15 protein-coding genes are annotated in these 18,276 nt (G+C 50.5%); 2 read left to right on the plus strand and 13 right to left on the minus strand.

Annotated elements, in window-relative coordinates:
* Window positions 1–99 precede the first annotated feature (99 nt).
* The 6 genes from clpB to rluD all read right to left on the minus strand — a co-directional run bounded on the left by clpB (window position 100) and on the right by rluD (window position 7,356).
* Window positions 100–2,676 (minus strand): ATP-dependent chaperone ClpB, encoded by a 2,577-nt coding sequence (gene clpB / locus XMD579_RS09155; RefSeq protein WP_173506273.1) that lies wholly within the window; start codon window positions 2,674–2,676, stop codon window positions 100–102.
* 134 nt (window positions 2,677–2,810) lie between these two features.
* Window positions 2,811–4,076 (minus strand): translesion error-prone DNA polymerase V subunit UmuC, encoded by a 1,266-nt coding sequence (gene umuC, locus XMD579_RS09160; protein ID WP_371815201.1) that lies wholly within the window; start codon window positions 4,074–4,076, stop codon window positions 2,811–2,813.
* The gene (gene umuD / locus XMD579_RS09165) at window positions 4,076–4,507 is read right to left on the minus strand and encodes a translesion error-prone DNA polymerase V autoproteolytic subunit (RefSeq protein WP_173481187.1); all 432 of its coding nucleotides are present in this window, start codon (window positions 4,505–4,507) and stop codon (window positions 4,076–4,078) included. Before umuD ends, umuC begins: the two co-directional genes overlap by 1 nt.
* Window positions 4,508–4,593: 86 nt before the next feature.
* On the minus strand, window positions 4,594–5,661 hold the full coding sequence (locus tag XMD579_RS09170; protein WP_217364116.1) for a nitronate monooxygenase family protein: 1,068 nt from the start codon (window positions 5,659–5,661) through the stop codon (window positions 4,594–4,596).
* Complete coding sequence (gene pgeF / locus XMD579_RS09175) at window positions 5,651–6,391, minus strand: peptidoglycan editing factor PgeF (RefSeq protein WP_173483006.1); 741 nt, start codon at window positions 6,389–6,391, stop codon at window positions 5,651–5,653. Before pgeF ends, XMD579_RS09170 begins: the two co-directional genes overlap by 11 nt.
* Window positions 6,388–7,356 (minus strand): 23S rRNA pseudouridine(1911/1915/1917) synthase RluD, encoded by a 969-nt coding sequence (gene rluD / locus XMD579_RS09180; RefSeq protein WP_173483007.1) that lies wholly within the window; start codon window positions 7,354–7,356, stop codon window positions 6,388–6,390. Before rluD ends, pgeF begins: the two co-directional genes overlap by 4 nt.
* A 127-nt stretch (window positions 7,357–7,483) precedes the next feature.
* Here rluD and XMD579_RS09185 point away from each other — a divergent pair, with 127 nt between their 5' ends.
* Window positions 7,484–8,443 (plus strand): outer membrane protein assembly factor BamD, encoded by a 960-nt coding sequence (locus XMD579_RS09185; protein WP_173481191.1) that lies wholly within the window; start codon window positions 7,484–7,486, stop codon window positions 8,441–8,443.
* 87 nt (window positions 8,444–8,530) lie between these two features.
* Here the strand turns inward: XMD579_RS09185 and purL are convergent, their stop codons facing one another.
* Window positions 8,531–12,433, minus strand: coding sequence for a phosphoribosylformylglycinamidine synthase (gene purL / locus XMD579_RS09190; protein ID WP_173483008.1), 3,903 nt, complete (start codon window positions 12,431–12,433; stop codon window positions 8,531–8,533).
* A gap of 104 nt (window positions 12,434–12,537) precedes the next feature.
* On the opposite strand from purL, the gene mltF reads away from it, so the two are divergent.
* Entirely contained in the window at window positions 12,538–13,950 is a 1,413-nt protein-coding gene (gene mltF / locus XMD579_RS09195) for a membrane-bound lytic murein transglycosylase MltF (protein WP_173506274.1), read from the plus strand.
* Here mltF and tadA read toward each other — a convergent pair.
* The 6 genes from tadA to guaA all read right to left on the minus strand — a co-directional run bounded on the left by tadA (window position 13,934) and on the right by guaA (window position 18,243).
* Window positions 13,934–14,437, minus strand: coding sequence for a tRNA adenosine(34) deaminase TadA (gene tadA / locus XMD579_RS09200; protein WP_371731755.1), 504 nt, complete (start codon window positions 14,435–14,437; stop codon window positions 13,934–13,936). The genes mltF and tadA overlap by 17 nt on opposite strands.
* A 102-nt stretch (window positions 14,438–14,539) precedes the next feature.
* Window positions 14,540–14,842: a hypothetical protein gene (locus XMD579_RS09205; RefSeq protein ID WP_173483010.1), complete on the minus strand. Its 303-nt coding sequence runs from the start codon at window positions 14,840–14,842 to the stop codon at window positions 14,540–14,542.
* A 135-nt stretch (window positions 14,843–14,977) separates the two neighbouring features.
* Window positions 14,978–15,529, minus strand: a complete 552-nt coding sequence (locus XMD579_RS09210) for a hypothetical protein (RefSeq protein WP_173494915.1) — start codon at window positions 15,527–15,529, stop codon at window positions 14,978–14,980.
* A gap of 2 nt (window positions 15,530–15,531) precedes the next feature.
* Window positions 15,532–16,083 (minus strand): hypothetical protein, encoded by a 552-nt coding sequence (locus XMD579_RS09215; RefSeq protein WP_173481196.1) that lies wholly within the window; start codon window positions 16,081–16,083, stop codon window positions 15,532–15,534.
* 30 nt (window positions 16,084–16,113) lie between these two features.
* The gene (locus XMD579_RS09220) at window positions 16,114–16,659 is read right to left on the minus strand and encodes an NnrU family protein (RefSeq protein WP_173506275.1); all 546 of its coding nucleotides are present in this window, start codon (window positions 16,657–16,659) and stop codon (window positions 16,114–16,116) included.
* Between the two features lie 3 nt (window positions 16,660–16,662).
* A complete protein-coding gene (guaA, locus tag XMD579_RS09225; RefSeq protein WP_173481198.1) occupies window positions 16,663–18,243 on the minus strand; it encodes a glutamine-hydrolyzing GMP synthase in 1,581 nt (526 codons plus the stop codon).
* Window positions 18,244–18,276: the final 33 nt, after the last annotated feature.

Here is an 18,276-nt window from a genome sequence, read left to right on the forward strand (position 1 = left end):
CAAAATTTGGTAGAAGCGCAATGATAGCGGTTTAAATAGCGGTTTCACAATAACGGGGTCTGACAGAAGGCCAGACCCCGATTTAGCACCGTAGTAGAGCTAGCGGAAGGTGAATTCACCGTCCGCCACATCGACCGCAATTTCAGCTCCAGGCATGAAGTCGCCTGCCAATAGACGCTGCGCCAATGGGTTTTCGATCCACTGCTGAATCGCACGTTTGAGTGGCCTTGCACCATAAATTGGCTCAAAACCGACCTCCACCAACTTATCCATGGCCGTTGATGTCAACTTGAGTCCCAGATCATGCTCAGCAAGGCGTTTACGCAGACGCTCCAACTGAATGGTTGCGATGCCTGCCACCTGCTCTTTGCGCAAGCTGTGGAACACGACAACTTCGTCGATACGGTTGATCACTTCCGGTCTAAAGTGGGTACCCACCACTTCCATGACCGCACCTTTCATCTGCTCATAATCCTGATCATCGCTGTAACCCGCGATCAGATCCGAGCCTAGGTTCGAGGTCATCACCACGATGGTATTGCGGAAATCGACGGTACGACCCTGACCATCAGTCAAACGACCATCTTCTAACACCTGCAACAGGATATTGAAGACATCGGGATGCGCCTTTTCGACCTCGTCTAACAGTAGGACTGAGTAAGGCTTGCGACGAACCGCTTCGGTTAGATAACCGCCCTCTTCATAACCTACATAGCCTGGAGGTGCACCAATCAATCGAGCAACCGAATGTTTCTCCATGAACTCTGACATGTCGATGCGCACCATCGCCTCTTCGGTATCAAACAGATAGCTGGCTAGCGCTTTACACAGCTCAGTTTTACCAACACCAGTAGGGCCTAAAAATAGGAAGCTACCGTTCGGGCGATTCGGATCAGCCAGACCTGCTCTTGAGCGGCGCACCGCATTCGAGACGGCTTCAACCGCCTCACCCTGACCGACGACTCGCTTGTGCAGCTCTTGCTCCATGCGCAGCAGTTTGTCACGCTCGCCCTCGAGCATTTTATTGACTGGAATACCGGTCCAGCGTGAGACCACTTCAGCCACCTCCTCTTCGGTGACTTTATTGCGCAACAACTCCGTTTGAGCCTCGGCTTCATCTTCACTATCGGCCGCTTGCAATTGCGCCTCTAACTCTGGAATCTTGCCGTACTGTATCTCTGACATTTTCGCCAGATCGCCTGCACGACGTGCCTGCTCCATCTCGATACGGGCCTGGTCTAACTGCTCTTTAATCTGCTGAGAACCCTGCAGTACCGCTTTATCCGCCTTCCAGATCTCTTCTAGATCTGAGTACTCTTTCTCTAGAGCACTGATGGTCTCTTCGAGCTCTTCTAAGCGTTTTTTAGCCGCTGAATCCTTCTCTTTTTTCAGCGCCTCACGCTCCATCTTCAACTGAATTAGACGACGCTCCAGACGGTCCATCTCTTCCGGTTTGGAGTCCATCTCCATACGGATACGGGATGCCGCCTCATCGATCAGATCGATCGCTTTATCAGGCAACTGACGATCGGTGATGTAGCGTTGACTCAGCTTTGCAGACGCGATGATCGCAGAATCAGTGATGTCGACGCCGTGGTGTACTTCGTAGCGCTCTTTAAGACCACGTAGAATCGCAATCGTATCCTCTTCACTCGGCTCATCAACAATCACCTTCTGGAAGCGACGCTCAAGCGCTGCGTCCTTCTCTACATACTGACGATACTCATCCAGAGTAGTCGCGCCCACACAGTGCAGCTCACCGCGTGCTAATGCAGGCTTCAGCATGTTACCGGCATCCATCGCACCGTCGCCCTTACCGGCACCGACCATGGTGTGAAGCTCATCGATAAACAGAATGATTTGCCCTTCCTGCTTAGAGAGCTCATTAAGGACCGCCTTCAATCGCTCCTCGAATTCACCGCGGAACTTTGCACCGGCTATTAGAGATCCCATATCGAGCGACAGCACTCGCTTATGTTTCAGCCCCTCTGGCACTTCGCCGTTGATGATCCGTTGCGCGAGGCCCTCAACGATGGCGGTTTTACCTACGCCCGGCTCACCAATCAGTACCGGATTGTTTTTCGTGCGACGCTGGAGCACTTGAATGGTGCGACGAATCTCATCATCGCGCCCAATCACCGGATCAAGCTTGCCGCTCTCTGCCCGCTCTGTTAAATCAACACAGTATTTATCCAGAGCTTGACGGCTCTCTTCTGCATTAGGATCCATCACCGCTTCACCTCCCCTTACCGCATTAATCGCTTCAACCAGCTTCTCTTGTGTAAGACCCGCAGCCTGCAAGACTTTCCCGGCATCACCTTTATCACTCAGCATAGCCAGTATGACGAGCTCACTCGCCACGAACTGATCGCCGCGCTGCTGAGCGAGTTTGTCGGTTAGATTGAATAGACGAGCCATATCTTGAGATAGGCGAATATCACCATCGGGCGAACTGACCACCGGCAGTCGTTCAAGCGCCTCACCCACTTTACGGGTTAATTGCGGCAGTTCCGTACCAGCCTGCTTGAGCAGGGGACGAATTGATCCACCACGCTGATCGATCAACGCAGCGAGCAGGTGGATAGGTTCAATCTGATTGTGATCCTTACCGACGGCCAATGACTGAGCATCTGACAGTGCTTCCTGCAATTTTGAAGTAAATTTATCTGGGCGCATCTTAGCCTCCACTGATAGCGGCCTCCCGAAGCAAGGCCAATGAATGTTTCTATCTTTTATGTGAGGGTAAGTCTGACTATTTCAAGGGGTTTAATGAAACTTTTACGACATTATTTTAACTATTTAACACCTCTCTATTTGACTCGCGGTAACTCTAACCAACTGGTGGTGTAACGCGGAGAGAGCATTTCACGCTTCATATCCCAAGGATTCCGATCGATACGACGGGCAAACTGTACACGACCTGTTTTATAGTTAATCTGATCCAGGGTGGTCATCAACGCTTCACTGCGACTCTCCCCGTCCGCACAAAATAGCGTCTGCTGCTGAAGCTTTGGATCGTAAAAGTCGCTCAACATCACACCCGCTTTGGCAAACTGATAACCACTTAACCAGATACGCTCTATCAGGCGCATCGAAGCGGCCAATAGCTGTCGCGTATCATCCGTTGGCTCCACCAGTCGTTCGCTGGTGGAGTTGGCATACTGCGGCTGACTCTTTGCAAACGGACTGGTGCGCAAAAAGACCTGCAGATGCTGAGCCACCTGCCCCTCTTTACGCAGCTTCTCTGCAGCACGAGTAATAAAACCGGCAATCGCTTTGCGCATCTCCGCTAGCTCGGTGATGCGTTCACCAAAGGAGCGCGACACGACAATCTGCTTCTTGACCGGCGGGGTATCGTCAAAGGGGATACAAGAGACCCCGTTGAGTTCAGACACCGTCCGTTCCAACACGACAGAGAAGTGTTTTCGTATCCATTTAGGGTCAGCATCGGCAAGATCTAATGCACTCTTAACGCCCATCGACTCCAGACGTTGACTGATACGACGTCCAACACCCCAGACATCACCCACCTCGGTCATTGCCATCAGCTTACGCTGTCGTTCGACCTCGGTTAGATCAACCACACCGCCCGTAGAGAGGTACTTTTTAGCCCCCTGATTGGCCAACTTCGCCAAGGTTTTAGTGGTCGATATGCCAACGCATACCGGTATACCAACCTCTTTCTCCACTTTGCTTTTAGTGAAACGACCAAACTCCAACAGTGAGTAGTTTTTCTGCAGCCCCGACAGATCCATAAAAGCTTCGTCGATTGAGTAGACAAACACTCGCGGGGCGATCGATTCCAGCGTATTCATAACACGCGCAGAGATATCGCCGTAGAGTGTGTAGTTTGACGAGAAGGTGCAGATACCGTGTTGCTCTATCAGCTCTTCAATCTGAAACCGAGGTACCCCCATTTTGACGCCTAGGGCTTTCACCTCGGCACTGCGCGCAACAGCACAACCATCATTATTAGAGAGCACCACCATCGGCACGCCCTGCAGGTCTGGACGAAACAGCCGCTCGCAAGAGACATAGAAGTTATTGCAATCGACCAGCGCGATCACTTGCGACACTACTTCAACACCCTGACAACACTGACCACCACACCAAACACTTGCAACTCACTCCCCTCTTTTAACTCGATGGGCGAGTAGCGTCGATTCTGTGGAACCAGACGCACGCGTGGACGTAGCTGCAGCGTCTTCACCGTCATCTCACCGCTGACACTGGCAATCACCACGTCACCATGCTGAGCGGTCAGCGATCGATCGACCACCAAGACATCCCCCTTGTAGATACCCACACCGTCCATAGAGTCACCATCGACACGGACGAAATAGGTGGCATTGGGGTGCTTAATGCAGAGCTCATTAAGACTCAACGTCTTATCAATATAATCTTGAGCCGGTGATGGAAACCCAGCCGGAACACTCTCTGTATAGAAAGGAATTTTTAAATGGTCAGCGGTAAGATCGACCGCATCAGCTATCTGCGTAATCGCCATCGTTAATACCTAATCAATCGATATATACTGTATGGATAAACAGTATATATCGACTACTAAAAATTAGGCAATCTGATTATCGGATTTTATGAGTTGAGTGAGGCTTGCAGCTCTGACACGAGAGTCTCGACCAGCTGCGCAGCGGGCATGGATCTCGCCAACCCAGCACCCGTGCCAGCCCAGTGTGCGGCATACCCCTCATCGCCCTGTGCAGCAGCAGCTGTAGCCAACTGCTTCATCGCATCATAGGTCAGAGGGTAATCGGGAATATCCGCTCTGTTGTCAGGCTCAATCTCGGTGTGCGCTCGATTGATAATGCCGCGAGCCGGTCGACCGGAGATGGCTGATGTGATCTCGGTGTTAACCGAAGCGCCACGACATAGATTGGCTCGATATCCAGCATTGGCCGAAGATTCAGGGCAGAGCACAAAGGCTGTCCCCATCTGTACAGCCACAGCGCCAGCACTCAACGCGGCGGCAATATCAGCCCCTGTCATAATGCCGCCTGCGGCAATAATTGGCTGTTCAACAAAAGAGGCCAACTGAGTGACCAGATCCATTGTCATTAGCCGTGAATCCTGGTGAGGATCGAAGAGACCGCGATGCCCACCTGCCTCAACACCCTGAGCCACCAAAGCATCAACACCCGCCGCAATCGCTAACTGCGCTTCGCTCAACGAGGTGACACAGGCCAGCGTCAGGACACCCCTGTTTTGTAACTGCTTAATCCAAGCGGCCTCGGGCAGACCAAAGTGAAAGCTGACAACCGCAGGCTGCTCTTCTAACAGCACCGCCAACATATTGGGATCATCTAGGAAGCTTAGGTAGATCTCATTCAATTGAGCGGGTGGATTCGCGCCGAAACGATCAAAATGCGGAGTTAGGCGCTCAATCCACGCTTGCTCGACCTGAGCACTACGCTGAGGTTGCTGATGGCAAAACAGATTGACGTTGAACGGTTGATCCGTCAAAGCCCGCGTTCTCTGGATCAATTGACGCGCGGTATCAGCATTAACAGCTCCAACCGCAATAGAGCCCAACGCCCCTGCATTAGAGACCGCCGCGGCCAGTTCAGGTGTCGACACACCCGCCATCGGCGCCTGAATAATAGGATGGGTAATACCGAGCCCAGCCAAACCGGAGCTATTCATCATCGTCCATCCAAATTAGGCTAGCCATACGCCCCGTTTGAGCTTGGCGACGGTAAGAGAAAAAGCGCTCTGAATCGGTGTAAGTACATAAACCGCCGCCAAAAATCTGGCGAACACCGGCTCTGTTTAGACGCAATCGAGCTAGGCGGTAGATATCGGCCATCCAGCGTTCATTATGCGAGGGGCTGGGCTTAAACGCGTCAGGCGACTGGGCCAGATCGTCGACGAAACGGTCATACACCTCCTGACCCACTTCAAACGCATCGGGACCAATCGCCGGCCCCATCCACACCATGACCTCAGACGGATCATCAAACTGCGAAAGAGTCTGCTCTAACACACCTTCCGCTAAACCACGCCAGCCGGCATGCGCAGCTGCCACTTTGCTACCTGATCGATTAGTAAATAGTACAGGCAAGCAGTCTGCCGTCATGATGACGCACGCAACGCCCGCCTCTGTTGTGTAGCAGGCGTCCGCTTGACGAATCTGTTGATCTGGGAACGCCTCAACCACTTCAACACCGTGAACCTGCTTCAGCCACTGTGCCGGTTTCACTAGAGAGAGTGAATTCAGAAGAGACTGACGGTTATCCAAAACGGCTTGGGGGTCATCCCCAACGTGATCACCTAAATTAAGCTGATCAAACGGCGCTGAGCTGACACCACCCTGGCGCGTCGTACAGAGTGCTTTAATGTTCGGCGGTGCCGGCCAGTCAGCCCAGATTAAGTTCATAGCTCGTAATCGTATTTCGTCGCATCTTTATCAAGAACGCTCAGCAGGCGCTGCATATCGTCTGGAAGATCGATCTCCCAGCTGCAGTGTTCACCGGTGTAAGGGTGCCAAAGCTCCAACTTTTTCGCATGCAGCGCTTGGCGACGAAACCCTTTCAACGTCTGCACCATACGCTCGCTGCAGTTCTTTGGCAGACGGAAACGACCACCGTAGAGTGGATCGCCGACCAATGGATATTTAATGTGCGCCATGTGAACGCGAATCTGGTGCGTACGACCTGTCTCCAGCTTCAGGCGAATGTGAGTGTGTGAACGAAACTTCTTCAACACGCGGTAGTGTGTGATCGCCTCTTTACCCAGCCCCACAACCGCCATTTTAAGACGGTTCTTACTGTGTCGACCCATCGGCTCATCAACGGTACCACCACCAATCATGACACCCTGAACAACCGCTTCGTATTCGCGACCCATCGAACGCTCTTGTAGCTGCTCAACCAGATCTGTTTGCGCTTGAATCGTTTTAGCCACAACCATCAGGCCAGTGGTTTCACGGTCAAGGCGATGCACAATACCGGCCCGCGGTACCTGAGCTACCTCTGGGGCGTGATGCAACAGAGCATTCAACAGTGTTCCTTCGGCATGACCCGACGCAGGGTGTACCACCAAACCCGAGGGTTTGTTCAGCACAAGAATGTGTTCATCTTCAAACACGATATCGAGCGGGATATCCTCACCCTTATGCTCTTCAATGACTGCGATTTGAGCGTCGACGACAATCTTTTCACCACCGGTCAGCTTGTCGCGCGTACGCAGCACTTTGCCATCAACGGTCAACTCCCCCTCTTTTATCCACCCCTGCAGGCGTGAACGGGAGTAGTCGGGAAAGATCTGCGCAACGGCTTGATCGAGTCGTTTACCGTAGAGTTCATCGGGTACAACGGCTTCAAGGTGAATATGTTCTGACATTATTGCTCTATCTGGCTCTAAGAGTGTTTTGGTGAGCTAAGCTCTGTGTTTAAATAAGGAATATTGAATAGTATATCTCAATAGAGATCGCAGCGCTGAACCGCTGTATATAGATTAGGATGTAAACATGCGTTTTAACCGACTGATTCCCGCTCTTTTCGCTGCCACCCTACTGGTGGGTTGTAGTAGCAATGGGGAGAAAATAGAGCCAGATGTTCCTGAGGAGCAGCTCTATGAAGAGGCGCTAAGTGCAATTGATGCGGGCAATAACCAGCTCGCGATCGAGAAACTACAACTTCTTGAAGCGCGCTACCCATTTGGCCGTTACTCTGAACAGTCACAGCTAGAGTTGATCTACGCACACTTTAGAATGAACCAAAACACCTCTGCTGCAGCCGCAGCCGATCGATTCATTCGTCTACACCCTAATCACGACAACGTCGACTACGCCTACTACATGAAAGGGTTAAGCGCCTTTGAAGCCGAGCGCTCTTTCTTTGCTAAATACCTACCCATTGATGTGGCTCAGCGTGATCCAGGTGCAGCACGCGACTCGTTCGACAGTTTTACAACCTTGATTAACCGCTTCCCAGACAGCGAGTACGCCGCCGACGCGCAACGTCGTATGCAGTACCTCAAAAACCGTCTAGCCACCTACGAAATCCACGTCGCACTCTACTACATGAAACGTCAAGCATGGCTGGCAGCCGCAAACCGTGGTCGTTACGTGGTTGAGAACCTACAAGAGACTCCGGCAACACCGGATGCCTTGGCAATCATGGCAGAAGCTTACACTGAGCTTGGACTGACTGAACTGGCCGCTGATGCGAGTACTGTCTTGGCAACCAACTTCCCTGACTACCAGGTTCGCTCATTCAAAGCACCACGCAATGATCTGATCTACACCGCAAGCTTTGGCCTGCTCGGTGAAGGGACAGAACTGGCGGAGCCGATTCAACCAACCAGCTCACTGGCTCAACCGGTGCGTGCCGATGAAGCGCCAGCGACAGAGGCGACTGACACATCAGAGCAAGCAGATGAGGAGCGTTCTCTATTCGATCGCATCACCTTCGGACTGTTCGAATAGTCAGAAAAAAGATAGAAGAAAGGCGACCATTAGGTCGCCTTTTTTATGCGTTCGACACTCTAAATTGAGTGGCTAACAGTGGGTGGCTTAGCCAACCCACTTACGTGCATTACGGAACATACGCATCCATGCACCATCTTCACTCCAATGATCTGGAGCCCAAGAGTTCTGTACGGCACGGAACACTCGCTCTGGGTGAGGCATCATGATGGTGACACGACCGTCGGCAGAGGTAACACCGGTAATCCCCTCTGGTGAACCGTTCGGGTTCGCTGGGTAGTTCTGCGTCAATTCGCCGCGGTTATTTACATAACGCAACGCCACGGTACCTGAACCACTTAGATTAGCCAGATGCGACGCATCGGCAAATTCAGCGCGACCTTCGCCGTGTGCAACAGCGATTGGCATACGCGAACCTTCCATACCCGCTAGGAACAGTGAGTTCGATTTCTGCACTTCAACCATCGCCACACGAGCTTCAAACTGCTCAGACTCATTGCGCACAAAGTGTGGCCACAGCTCAGCACCTGGAATCAGTTCGTGTAGGTTAGAGAGCATCTGACAACCGTTACAGACACCCAGTGCGAAGCTGTCTTGGCGCTCGAAGAAGGCACTGAATTGATCACGCGCACGGTCATTAAACAGAACCGATTTCGCCCAACCTTCACCTGCTCCCAGTACGTCACCGTAAGAGAAACCACCACAAGCGACCAAGCCTTTGAAGCGATCCAGCTCAATACGACCCGCAAGGATGTCACTCATGTGAACATCAACCGTATTGAAGCCAGCGCGATCAAACGCGGCAGCCATCTCAATTTGACCATTAACGCCCTGCTCACGCAGAACAGCCATCTCTGGACGAACCCCAGTAGAGATAAAGGGTGCGGCAACATCTTCATTCACATCGAACGAAAGGTCAGCATTCAGACCAGGATCTTCAGCATCCAACAGCGCGTCAAACTCCTGCTTGGCACAGTCTGAGTTATCACGTAGCGATTGCAGCTGGTAAGAGGTCTCTGCCCACCAACGCTGCAGTGTCACTCGGCTTTCAGAGTAGACCTCTTCATCATCGAAACTGATGTTCAACAGATCATCAGGATTCAAAGCACCAACCACTGATGCGATCTCACCGATACCAGCCGCATTCAACTCAGTCAGTACCTGTTCTGTATCTTCACGCTTAACCTGAACGACCGCACCGAGCTCTTCCGCAAACAGCGCCGCTGCAATTTCAGACTTATCAGATGCTAGAAGATCTAAACTCAAGTCAACACCAGTGCGACCAGCAAACGCCATCTCTGCAATGGTCGCTAGGAGGCCACCGTCTGAACGGTCGTGGTAAGCCAGCAGTAAACCTTGCTCATTCAGGCCTTGAATGGCGGCAAAGAAGGTAGAGAACTGATCCGCATCATCAAGATCTGGAACATCAGCGCCCACTTCGTTAAATACCTGCGCTAGTGCCGATAGGCCCAAGCGGTTTTTACCCTGCCCAAGATCCAACAAGATCAGATCCGTTTCACCTTGATCCGTGCGAAGCTCAGGTGTCAGTACACGGCGAACATCAGAGACGGGTGCAAAGCCAGAGATCACCAATGAGAGTGGTGATGTCACAGATTTCTGCTCATCAGCATCCTGCCATACAGTACGCATCGACATCGAGTCTTTACCCACTGGAATCGTAATACCCAGTTCAGGACACAACTCCATACCTACCGCGCGAACGGTATCGTACAGCTTCTCATCTTCACCAGGGTGACCTGCAGCACACATCCAGTTGGCTGACAGCTTCACATCACTTAGGGCTTCAATCGGTGTGCCAGCAAGGTTGGTGAGTGTCTCACCAATCGCCATACGACCAGATGCAGGGCCATCAACCACAGCCAGTGGTGTACGCTCACCCATTGCCATCGCTTCACCGGTGTAACCGACAAAGCCTGTCGAGGTTACTGCACAGTCGGCAACAGGTACCTGCCAAGGTCCAACCATCTGATCACGAACAACCTGACCAGTAATCGAGCGGTCACCAATGGTGATCAAGAAAGATTTAGAGGCAACTGCTGGCAGCTTGAGAACACGTTCAACCGCTTCAGCCAGTTTAATGTTGCTGCTATCAAACGCAGGCACTTCGTACTGTGCGCGAGTAACCGAACGGTGCATTTTAGGCGGTTTACCAAAGAGCACGCTCATTGGTAGATCAACCGGTTTATTTTCAAAGTGTGTGTCGTTCAGAGTGAGGTGGTGATCTTCTGTCGCTTCACCGACTACAGCATAAGGACAACGCTCACGCTGACAGATCTCTTCAAAACGCGGAAGATCCGCCGGTTTAACCGACATCACATAACGCTCTTGCGCTTCGTTACACCAGATCTCTAGCGGAGCCATTCCTGGCTCATCGTTGTTGACGTTACGTAGCTGGAAGTAACCACCACGACCACCGTCTTTTACCAATTCTGGGAATGCGTTCGAAAGACCACCTGCCCCTACGTCGTGGATAAACTCGATTGGGTTGGCTTCACCTAGCTGCCAACAGCGGTCAATAACCTCCTGACAGCGACGTTCCATCTCTGGGTTGCCACGTTGAACAGACGCAAAATCAAGATCGGCTGATGAACTGCCTGAACTCATTGAGGAAGCAGCGCCACCACCGAGACCGATCAACATTGCAGGACCGCCTAGACAGATCAGTTTAGAACCAACCTCGATCTCACCTTTTTCAACATGGTCAGCACGGATATTACCCATACCACCGGCCAGCATGATCGGTTTGTGATATCCACGTACCTCTTCACCGTTTGCGCCAGGTACCGATTGTTCAAAGGTGCGGAAATAACCGTTCAGGTTTGGACGACCAAATTCGTTATTGAACGCCGCGCCACCAATTGGACCTTCGATCATGATATCGAGTGGCGACACAATGCGTTCAGGCTTACCGTATTTCGACTCCCATGGTTGCTCAAAACCAGGAATGTTTAGATCAGAGACCGTAAAGCCGGTTAAACCTGCTTTAGGTTTAGCACCACGACCTGTTGCACCTTCGTCGCGAATTTCACCGCCAGAACCCGTTGCAGAGCCCGAAAAAGGCGCAATAGCGGTTGGGTGGTTGTGGGTCTCAACCTTCATCAGGATATGTACAGGCTCATCATTGTAGCCGTACTGTTGAGATTCAGAGTTCGGGTAGAAACGCGGTGCCTGCCAACCTTCGATAACAGCCGCGTTATCTTTGTACGCTGATAGAACTTTTTCGCCGCCTAGCTCATTGGTGTTCTTGATCATACCGAACAGAGATTTCTGCTGCGCTTCTCCATCGATATCCCAAGAGGCATTGAAGATCTTGTGACGACAGTGCTCTGAGTTCGCCTGTGCAAACATCATCAACTCTACGTCAGCTGGGTTACGGCCTAGTTCTTTGAAGCTATCGACAAGGTAATCGATCTCATCTTCAGCCAGTGCTAGACCCAATGTTTGGTTAGCGGTAGCCAAGGCTTCACGACCACCGCCCAGGATATCAACACGACCCATTTCGCGTGGCTGTTCGTGTCTAAATAGTGAGCTAGCTTGCTCTAGGTCGCTCATGACCGCTTCAACCATGCGATCATGAAGCACGGCCTGAACATCGCTCAACTCTTGCTCGCTTAGCTCTGCCGCACTCTCAACGTAAAACGCCGTACCGCGCTCAATACGATCAATCGCATCCAAACCACAGTTATGTACGATATCAGTCGCTTTAGAAGACCAAGGTGAAATAGTACCTGGGCGAGGAACAACCAGAATAAGTTTGCCTTTGGGATCTTGCTGATCCGCTTTTGGCCCATATCGTAGGATACGCTCAAGAATTGAGTGTTTCTCAGAACTCAACTCAGAGTTCATATCGGCAAAGTGAACAAACTCCGCATAAAGTCCGGTAACTGACGGAACTTTTTGGCTAACAGCGTTAAAAAGCTTAGCGTGACGGAAGGCAGAAAGAGCTGGAGCTCCGCGCAAAACGAGCATGGTTTCAGAGGCCTCTTGGTGATCCTGCGAATCAGGCGTTGGAAAACGTGCAATTTTAGCGCAAACTGACGCAATTAGGGAGAGCTAGCAGCTAATCAATACGAATGTTTATCCTTCGACAAGCACCAAGATTAAGACCGTATATCTATACTGCCGGCATTCTGTTTCTGGCGGTTTGGATTGTCTTGACCAGTGCCAACCGAAAACCGCTGATCGAACAGATAACGGATAGAGGCTATCTACGTGTCGTTTCACTTGCAGCCCCCCTATCCACACTCGATATTGATCAGACTCGCACAGGCTTTGAGTATCAACTGGCGACAAACTTTGCCGATCATCTAGGTGTCGGTATCGAATTCATTATCGCGGAAGATCATCAACATGTTTTTCAGGCTTTGCGTGATCGTCGAGCCGATATTGCAGCTGCCAATCTTCACCTAACGCCATCTCGAGAGTCGATATACCAACCCCATCCAAGCTATCGCGACAGCCGCACACTGGTTATCTACAGAAAGACCCAAGGATTCAAGCGTCCTAAATCATTCGCTGATATCAAAGAGGGCAACATTATTGCTTTGGATGGCAGTGCCGAGGCGGCCCAACTGCTCAGCATCAAACCCGATATAGAAGTTGACCTTCTTGAGGAACTCAATCATTTAGACCTGATGACCCTATTACAGAACAGGGAGGCCACCTTCGCGGTTGTACCTTCCGATCTTTTCAGTCGGGTGAAAAGCTATCACCCCGAGTTAGCAAAAGCCTTTGAGATCCAAAGCGACGCTCCTGCTGTTTGGTACTCGCTAAAAAGTGAAGATCAAACTCTAAACCGAGCCGTAAGCGATTGGTTAGAAAAACCCGAATCCAAGAGGCTGATTAAGCAGCTCAACCGAGACTCTACCCCACCCAAAAATCCCCTTAACTTTGTCGAGACACACGCTTTTCGCATGGCACTTGAGGAGCGCTATAAGCCTTTAAACCCCTACTTCGTTGAAGCAGGCGAGTTGGTTGGGCTCGATCATCACATTCTCGCCGCGGTGGGCTATCAAGAGTCGCACTGGGATGAGGATGCCGTTTCTAGCACAGGCGTGCGAGGCATCATGATGCTCTCGCAAGCGACAGCAGAAGAGATGGGGGTTGAGGAGAGAACAGACCCCAGAGAGAGCATCATCGGGGGTGCAAAATACCTGAGAAAAATGGAAGAAAAAGTGCCTGATCGTATTCCAGAGCCCGAACGACTTTGGTTAGCCATGGCCGGTTATAATGTTGGCTTTGGACACCTAGAGGATGCTCGCATACTGACTCAACGTGGCGGCAAAAATGCTGACAGGTGGGAGGATGTAGCGCAGTTTTTACCACTACTTGAAGATCCAGAGATTGCGGCCAAAACCCGTCATGGAGAGGCTCGCGGTAGTGAACCCGTCACCTATGTGAACAACATTCAAAAGTATACGCAGATCATTGAACCGTTCAGGCGGTTGAATCAAAACCGTTCTATCAAACTTAAACCTCTGGATTAGAGGCCTCGCCAAACTTGTTGAGCCTGGCTTGTCGCTTTTCATCTCGACGGCGTGCAAAGAAGTCACTGATCATTGATGAGCACTCATCTGCCAGTAACCCACCCTGCACTTCCACACGATGATTGAGCCAAGGCTGAACAAAAAATTGAGCTTGGCTAGTTGCCACCCCCGCTTTGGGCTCCAAGGCTCCGAACACCAATCGCTTGATACGAGAGTGCACAATGGCACCAGCACACATAGAACAGGGTTCGATCGTTACATAGAGCGTTGCATCCACAAGGCGATAGTTCTCAAGACGATTAGCAGCATCCCTGAGGGCTTGGATCTCTGCATGTGCTGATGGATCACAGCCGCTGATTGGACGATTAAAGCCACGACCTATGACTTGATCATCAAGGACAACAATTGCACCCACAGGCACTTCGTTGTGCTCACCCGCCTGCGCCGCTAGCTCAAGCGCCTGCCTCATCCAATACTGATCGTCCACATTACGTCCTAAATTTTAAAACCCTATGGTAACTTGCACCCCAAAAACAAAAAAGCCGCACAGTGTGCAGCTTTAATCTGATGTTTTGCTTTTAACGAGCGATTACTCAGCTTTCAGCTGGTAAGTAGAGCTACGAGGCCCTTCAACACGCTTAATCAACTCAACATCTTCAAGTTTTTTCAATGACTTAAAGAATTGCGAGCGAGAGACTTTAATCCCTTTTGCAATCGCAGAGTCAGCAAAGACTTCGTAGCTAAGAGAGGCTTTAGCCGTATTTTGATCAGCCACTTCCCAAAGCATGTTAAGAACTTGACGGTCAGAATCAGTCAACGAATCCAAACCCAGCTCTTTTGAGGTTGAATCAATTAGCTTGATCAAACCTAGATAAAATTTCAAAGTGCTCATACAGAGTTCCTTTAATTATTCAGCAGGAACTTCGGCCTTAACAGCCTCTCACTGCTATCAACTTGTGCATTATAGCAGACTTATTAAACCTAGCAATCAACTAAGGTATTCCACATCGCGAAATTGACTAAAAAGTCAGTTTACCTGCTTCTTAATAAGATTCACTAGGTGTTTCTTAGACAGCATCAACAGAGTCAGTGCGAGCAGAGTACCTAGCAAGTCACCTACCAAAAATCTAAACGACAACAGTCCGATCGACTCATTAGTGAACAGTAGAGTATGCAAAAGTGCATTAAATAGTGATGATACAAAAGCGACAGCCAGAACAATTCTGAACAGAACCAATTTAGAGTCGTCAGCAATGGGCAGGGGCGCCAACAGTGGTGCAAGTCGATTAAAGTTCCAAATAACCAATGGAATAAACATCACCAGTGTACTAACTAGGGCATCTAAAGCGATCGACGGTGTCGGAACCGCCCATATCACATAGGCCATAAGATGGGCGGTAAAAATCGGTAGAAGCGCTCGATAACCAGACAACACCACCATCACCGTTTTAATGCCGTGCGGAATATAAAGAAAGCTAGCCGCTGAAGCAGGCAGTAGATAGGACTCTAACGGAAAGATCACTTCATATTGGATAAGCAATCCAACAGAGAGTAGCGCAAACAACGTAATCTGCAGCACAACTAATCACTCACTCTATGAGCAATTCGAGACAATAGACTCCAAAGCAGAAGAGCCACGAATATACCCAACAGATCACCCGTTAAATATCGAAACGCCAAAAGCGTTACACCGCTCTCGCTATACCAGGCCGCATTCGCCAATGCATTAAGAAGTGCAGCAATCAAACCAACCGAGAAGGTCAGCCGAGTCATTTGAGGCAATGAGAACCCTGATCCCATTACACCCGATAAGAGTGGACGTTGCGAGACGTAGTTAAACATCAACATCGGTATTAACATGACAACCGAGCTAACAAACGCAGAGAAGAGAATCCTTCCGGCATCGACTCCGATCAGGATATCGGTCGTTAAATGAGCTAAAGTGATAGGTAAAACCGCAATCGGTCCGACCAAAACGATCAACAGCGCTTTGATGCCATGAGGAAGAAACAGAAGACTGGCTGGACCTTCTGACCAGTGAGACAGCAACACAGCCTCAGCAGGCCAAATGACCTGGTACTGAAGCAGCATAGAGACCATTAAAATGAGATATCCAAAGATTAATGGTTTCATCTGCTTCATCCCTAAACGCTCAGTCGACCCTTAACCAAAAACTGGGTAGCCCAGTTTCATATGAGCCATGGCTATGGCACCAAACAGAACAGCCGTAACGATGGCGGCAATCAGTTCACGAACAAGACTCGTTGGTCGTTTTTCAAGTTCAGGCTTACCCGCTTTGTTAATCAGTATCACGCTGATCACGGCCCAAGCGAGCAGACCACCAAACAGAACAAACGACGCGCTGTCACCATTAACCATCAAGTGCGCAATCGCCCAGGTTTTGACAGCGCTCAGTTGCAAATGACGCACACGGTTTGCCAATGCACTTTTAACGACTGAAACGACCAGTAGGTAGACAGCCAGCAGCATCAACAGGTTATTGATACCCACCATCGCGGGGTTGCGACCCCAGTAGTAAGTCGTCTCAACTTGCTGATAACCAAACACCATCATTAACACTGAGATCAGAATCGCAACAGCGATCAGGCCTTTTCCAAGATTGCCTAAAGAGGCCCTAAAAGCGGGTGCTATGCGCTTAAGAAGGTGCGCTAATGACCAGAGAAAAACACCTGAACTTAAAAGAAACATCGATTATTCCCACTCAATGGTTGCAGGTGGTTTGCTCGAAACATCGTATGTCACACGAGAGACCTGCGGAATTTCATTGATAATACGGCTAGAGACCGTCTCTAGCAGCTCGTAAGGTAGGTGAGCCCAGCGAGCGGTCATGAAGTCGATCGTTTCAACGGCGCGAATCGCAATCACCCATTCGTAACGGCGGCCATCACCCACAACCCCTACCGACTTAACGGGTAGGAATACGGCAAAGGCTTGGCTCGTTTTATGGTACCAATCCGCTTTATGCAGCTCTTCGATAAAGATCGCATCCGCTTCACGAAGAATGTCGGCATACTCTTTCTTAACTTCACCCAAAATACGAACACCGAGACCAGGGCCTGGGAAGGGGTGACGGTAGACCATATCGTAGGGAAGACCCAGTTCAAGACCGATCTTGCGAACTTCGTCTTTAAACAGTTCACGCAGTGGCTCAACCAACTCAAATGCCATATCTTCAGGAAGACCACCCACGTTGTGGTGCGACTTGATCACATGCGCCTTGCCGGTCTTCGAGGCAGCCGACTCAATCACATCCGGGTAGATGGTGCCCTGAGCCAAGAAGCGACACTCAGTTAGTTTAGCCGCCTCATCATCAAATACTTCAATGAAGGTATTACCGATAATCTTACGCTTCTTCTCAGGATCCGCTTCACCTTTAAGACGACCCAAGAAAAGATCTTCAGAATCAGAACGAATAACACGAACACCCATGTTGTTCGCAAACATCTCCATGACCTGATCGCCTTCGTTCTTACGAAGAAGACCGTTATCAACAAAGACACAGGTCAGCTTATCGCCGATCGCTTTATGCAGAAGCGCTGCAACCACAGAGGAATCGACACCTCCCGATAGGCCAAGCAATACTTTATTGTCACCCACCTGAGCTTGAACACGCTCAACCAGATCCGCAATGATATTGGCCGGCGTCCAAAGTGCTTCAGTACCACAGATGTCACGGACAAAACGCTCAAGAATACGCAGACCCTGTTTCGTATGAGTCACCTCTGGGTGGAACTGCACGCCGTAAAGTTGACGAGCAGGATCACACATAGCGGCAACGGGTGCTGACTCAGTCGCAGCGATGATTGAGAAACCCTCAGGTAACTCAACGACCTTATCGCCGTGGCTCATCCAGACATCCAACGACATGACACCGTTGTTTGCCATATGATCTTCGATACCTTCAAGTAGACGACTTGCGTTATCCATCAAACGGACACGTGCATAACCGAATTCACGCTCGTCCGACGAAGCCACTTTACCGCCAAGCTGTTCTGCCATGGTCTGCATGCCGTAACAGATACCCAGAACCGGAACACCTAGATCGAAAACAACCTGTGGAGCACGTGGAGAATCCAACTCAGTCACAGACTCAGGGCCACCGGCTAGGATGATACCCTTTGGATTGAAGGCACGAATGTCAGCTTCGTCCATATCCCAAGCATAGATCTCAGAGTAGACGCCGATTTCACGAACACGACGTGCGATCAACTGGGTGTACTGCGATCCAAAATCTAGGATAAGTATGCGTTGCGAATGGATATCTTGGCTCATTTCTTTCTGATTCCAACTGCGGGCAAGCTGCCC

It is taken from the genome of Marinobacterium sp. xm-d-579 (assembly GCF_013282935.1).
GTDB lineage: Bacteria > Pseudomonadota > Gammaproteobacteria > Pseudomonadales > Balneatricaceae > Marinobacterium_E.

Coding starts and splice junctions, on each gene's coding strand:
- clpB (WP_173506273.1), bottom strand. CDS start 2,676: ATGCGCCCAGATAAATTTACTTCAAAATTGCAGGAAGCACTGTCAGAT.
- umuD (WP_173481187.1), bottom strand. CDS start 4,507: ATGGCGATTACGCAGATAGCTGATGCGGTCGATCTTACCGCTGACCAT.
- XMD579_RS09170 (WP_217364116.1), bottom strand. CDS start 5,661: ATGATGAATAGCTCCGGTTTGGCTGGGCTCGGTATTACCCATCCTATT.
- pgeF (WP_173483006.1), bottom strand. CDS start 6,391: ATGAACTTAATCTGGGCTGACTGGCCGGCACCGCCGAACATTAAAGCA.
- rluD (WP_173483007.1), bottom strand. CDS start 7,356: ATGTCAGAACATATTCACCTTGAAGCCGTTGTACCCGATGAACTCTAC.
- XMD579_RS09185 (WP_173481191.1), top strand. CDS start 7,484: ATGCGTTTTAACCGACTGATTCCCGCTCTTTTCGCTGCCACCCTACTG.
- purL (WP_173483008.1), bottom strand. CDS start 12,433: ATGCTCGTTTTGCGCGGAGCTCCAGCTCTTTCTGCCTTCCGTCACGCT.
- mltF (WP_173506274.1), top strand. CDS start 12,538: ATGTTTATCCTTCGACAAGCACCAAGATTAAGACCGTATATCTATACT.
- XMD579_RS09205 (WP_173483010.1), bottom strand. CDS start 14,842: ATGAGCACTTTGAAATTTTATCTAGGTTTGATCAAGCTAATTGATTCA.
- XMD579_RS09215 (WP_173481196.1), bottom strand. CDS start 16,083: ATGAAACCATTAATCTTTGGATATCTCATTTTAATGGTCTCTATGCTG.
- XMD579_RS09220 (WP_173506275.1), bottom strand. CDS start 16,659: ATGTTTCTTTTAAGTTCAGGTGTTTTTCTCTGGTCATTAGCGCACCTT.
- guaA (WP_173481198.1), bottom strand. CDS start 18,243: ATGAGCCAAGATATCCATTCGCAACGCATACTTATCCTAGATTTTGGA.